The 3,751-nt window shown below is 43.4% G+C and carries 4 protein-coding genes; 3 read left to right on the top strand and 1 reads right to left on the bottom strand.

What is annotated here, in order from left to right:
- Window positions 1–129 precede the first annotated feature (129 nt).
- Entirely contained in the window at window positions 130–507 is a 378-nt protein-coding gene (gene petE, locus O9332_RS01015) for a plastocyanin (RefSeq protein WP_002762125.1), read from the bottom strand.
- 192 nt (window positions 508–699) lie between these two features.
- Here petE and petJ point away from each other — a divergent pair, with 192 nt between their 5' ends.
- From petJ to O9332_RS01000, 3 genes are all read left to right on the top strand, one after another.
- The gene (gene petJ / locus O9332_RS01010) at window positions 700–1,020 is read left to right on the top strand and encodes a cytochrome c6 PetJ (protein WP_002732729.1); all 321 of its coding nucleotides are present in this window, start codon (window positions 700–702) and stop codon (window positions 1,018–1,020) included.
- 116 nt (window positions 1,021–1,136) lie between these two features.
- Window positions 1,137–2,816 (top strand): DUF3352 domain-containing protein, encoded by a 1,680-nt coding sequence (locus tag O9332_RS01005; protein WP_002762123.1) that lies wholly within the window; start codon window positions 1,137–1,139, stop codon window positions 2,814–2,816.
- 318 nt (window positions 2,817–3,134) lie between these two features.
- A complete protein-coding gene (locus O9332_RS01000; protein WP_002762121.1) occupies window positions 3,135–3,383 on the top strand; it encodes a hypothetical protein in 249 nt (82 codons plus the stop codon).
- Window positions 3,384–3,751: the final 368 nt, after the last annotated feature.

The raw sequence follows: 3,751 nt of genomic DNA, 5'->3' as shown, positions 1-3,751 counted from the left end.
GAGAGAGGAGCCGGCCGGCAGGAGGCAGAAGATTATACTTATTGATTCTCCCCACACCCCACACCCCACACCCCAAAAAAACAACCCGCGGCAGTTAACCGCGAGTTATTTTTGGTTAAAATCGGATAATTACTGAACGGTAATCGTTCCGACCATACCGGCGCCGCGATGGGGTTCGCAGTAGTAGGTGTAAGTACCCGGTTCGCTGAAAGTGCTTTCAAAGGACTCACCAGCGGAAAAAGCCAGACCTTTATGGGATAATTTAGCAGCTTGGGCTTCGGGAACCTTGGTGCTATCGAAAACTATGTTATGGGGAGAAAGTTTGTTATTGACCCATTTCACCGTATCTCCTGCTTTAATAGTGAGGGCGGGGGGATCAAATTGTAGTGTACCTGCATCACCGCCCATCTTCACCGTGAAGGTTTCCGCAGCAGCGGCGGCAGTGTTGAAGAAGAAGCTAGAGACGACTAGCACCAGGGTAGCGACCAATAAACCTAATTTTTTCATGCTTGTTAATCCTTTACACGAGGGAAGATGACAAGTTTGACAGCCTGTCTTTTGACAAAAAAGTAAAAGTTTGCTTTTAACTGTCCCATTGATTAATTCTACACCAAGTTTGACAGCTTGTCTTTTGACAAGAAAACCGGTTTTTTCTGACCATGGTTGGGGAATTTCTTAAGAAATAGAGGAGAACCTATCGTGAAAAGACTATTAATTTCCCTGTGCTTGCTCTTGGCTGTGGTTACTTTCGGTATGGCTCGTCCCGCTTTAGCTGATGGGGCTTCGATTTTCAGTGCTAACTGCGCTTCCTGCCACATGGGCGGTAAAAACGTGGTTAATGCCGCTAAAACCCTGAAAAAAGAAGATTTAGTTAAATACGGCAAAGATTCCGTTGAAGCTATCGTTACCCAAGTTACCAAAGGTATGGGTGCGATGCCTGCTTTCGGTGGTCGTCTCAGCGCTGAAGATATCGAAGCTGTAGCTAACTATGTCCTCGCTCAAGCGGAAAAAGGCTGGTAAAAGTTAGTTATCGGTGGCGAGTTATCCGTTGTCAGTCTGGTAAGAATTGTAGCGATCGAAATTCTTGGGTCATTTGCTGGCTTAAAATAGCTAATGGTTCATCTCGGGACAAGGTTGTGAAATTGCGATCGTTTTTCTATATTTTAGGTGCGACGGTAATCATTCTCCTAGTAGTCGCTACAGCCAGTTTTGCTTGGATTCTCGCCGATAGTCCTCTGTCTTTGCTCAAAGGTGGGGTGCTGCGGGAACCGGCGGCGGCGATTTTTGTGCCGAAACAGGCCCCGGTTATGGTATCCTTGCTGGTCAATCCCGAACGTTTAGAGTCTTTTGGTCAATTAATCGCTACACCGGCTAATCGACGACGTTCCCACCAAGAAATTAAGGATTTAGAAAAAAGTCTGCTCGGTAAAACGGGATTAAATTATCAAAAGGAAATCAAACCCTGGTTAGGGGAAGAAATTACCCTCGCTGTTACTTCCCTAGATTTCGATCGCGATACCGATAATGGTATCCAACCGGGTTATCTTTTGGCAATTCAAAGTAAAGATGGTGAACGCGCTAAGGAATTTCTGCAAGCTTCCTACTCAAAACAGGCGGTTTCGGGCAAATTTGACCTCGTTTTTGAACTCTACAAGGGAGTTAACCTCATTTATCAACGTCCCTTGACCGCAGGAGATAATAATCGTTTTCTCGCTAGTGCCGTGGTGGGTGATACGGTGCTTTTTGCCAATAATATCAAGGTTTTGCGCGAGGCACTTAATAACGTGCAAGTACCGGATTTAAACCTAAAAAATAGCCCCGATTACCGAGAAGCCCTCAAAAATATCACCGAACCGCGTATAGCTATCGTTTACGGCAATTTACCCCCGTTATCGGCTTGGATAGCTAATCAACCCGTCCCGGAGAGTCCCGAAGCAAAACAACGATTAGCCACGGCTTTTACCCTCAAATCCGGGGGAATAGTCGCTCAAACCGCCTTAATTGGAGTCTTAGGACAGGATGACCAAGCACCAATTTTATCTAGTCCCGTGGGAGCATTATCTTTTATCGGCGAAAATAGCCTTTTAGTCGCCGCTAGTCGGGATTTAAATCGGTTTTGGACTCAGGTAGAGGAGGGGTTAGAAGCAGATAGTCCCCTACAGGAATTAATAACACAGGTCTTAAACCGCTTCCAGTCGCCTTTAGGTTTAAATTTGCCTGAAGACGTTTTTAGCTGGGTTAGAGGCGAATATAGCCTCGCTCTCGTGCCTAGTTCAAAGGGGATGGAACCCGATAGTGTTTTTGTAGGGGAACGGGTGATGGGGGTAGAGGTGGACAGTGCGATCTCTCATTTGGATGAGTTGGCCCGCAGTCGCGGCTATAATGTGATTAATCTGCCTTTACTCGATCGATCGGTGACAGCTTGGACAAAGTTAACCACGGCGGTCCCGGGAGGAAAAGCGCAACTAGAGACGCTCGTGACGGGAGTGCATACTAGGGTCGATAATTATGAAATTATCGCTAGTTCTGTGGAAGCGATGGGTTTAGCTTTATCTGCACAGAAAAACCCCATCTTAAGTAGTGGTAAGTTTCGACAGGCAATTACTGCTTTACCCGCAGAAAATGATGGTTATTTTTACGTCGATTGGCGACAATTGCAACCAGTTATTGAGTCGAAATTCCCGATCGTGCGGGTGTTAGAATTGTCGATTAAGCCTTTATTTAATAATCTGCGTTCTCTTACTATTAGCAGCCAAGGTAGCGAAAATTCTGTGCGTCGGGGAACGATTTTCTTTAACTTGGGAGTGAAATCTTAATCAGTTATCAGTTATCAGATAGAAGCTTGTAGGTTTGGTTGAGCGATTTAATACTTAGGAGAAATTTGACAGCTTGTAGGTTGGGTTGAGCGCTTTAATACTTAGGGGAAACCTTCTCGATTCAATGGTTTGAGCGAAACCCAACATTCTTGACGACATTGGTGTGGTTGGGTTTCCCTCAAGCGTCGCTAATATTTGACAGACAAAAGTTATTATTGCTCAAGTCAACCTACGGTTAGTATGTTAAAGTGCATAACAAGTATGGAAAAGCCAAATTATTTTGGATGAGCTTGCAAAATTCGCTTTACTGTTTAAACCATGACTACTATCACAATTGTTCCAGAATTTGCAGGAAAAACCTTGACATATAAAGCAATTTGTGGCAACCAAGAAACAAGTGGTTTGACTCCAGGTCAAGCACTGGATCTTATGGAAACAAGTTTAACTGCTGAAGGTGAAAATATGGGTGAGACATTAGTGATTTTACAGCGTTTCCGTCCTGATAATTTATTCAGCAAACAGCAACAAGAACGTTTACAAGAACTGATGGAAGAATTTCATCAATAATACATTGTTCCTTGGTTTGACCACCATTCTATTTCTGTCTCTTTCTTCTCGTTCTTCTCGTTCTTCTCTTTCTCTTTCTTCTATGTATCTTTCTTCTCGTTCTTTTCTTTCTCGGATGGCTTCTATACGCTGTTCAGCTAGTTTTTTAAACTGAGGAAACATGGTGACAAGTTTTTTAAGTTCATCTAATTCGTATTTTTTTGATGTACTATTAACAAGGTAAGAAACATTGGCTCTTCGGGAATTGTTATGCAAATAATTAACTTAAAATAAAATTCGATGAGAGCAACTACGCTCAAAAGTAGCTGAAATTCATACAGGAAAGGACTTAAGGCACAAATAGGTTAATACCAAAAGATAGACAATTG

Origin of the sequence: Microcystis sp. LE19-10.1B (genome assembly GCF_027530565.1) — a bacterium.
In the GTDB taxonomy this organism is placed as follows: Bacteria; Cyanobacteriota; Cyanobacteriia; order Cyanobacteriales; family Microcystaceae; genus Microcystis; species Microcystis aeruginosa.
Note: the sequence above shows the minus strand (reverse complement) of the source record. Positions and strands in the feature narration are given on the sequence as shown.

What these genes read in the sequence shown, in the direction of transcription:
- petE (WP_002762125.1), bottom strand. Translation starts at nt 507, where the DNA reads ATGAAAAAATTAGGTTTATTGGTCGCTACCCTGGTGCTAGTCGTCTCT.
- O9332_RS01000 (WP_002762121.1), top strand. Translation starts at nt 3,135, where the DNA reads ATGACTACTATCACAATTGTTCCAGAATTTGCAGGAAAAACCTTGACA.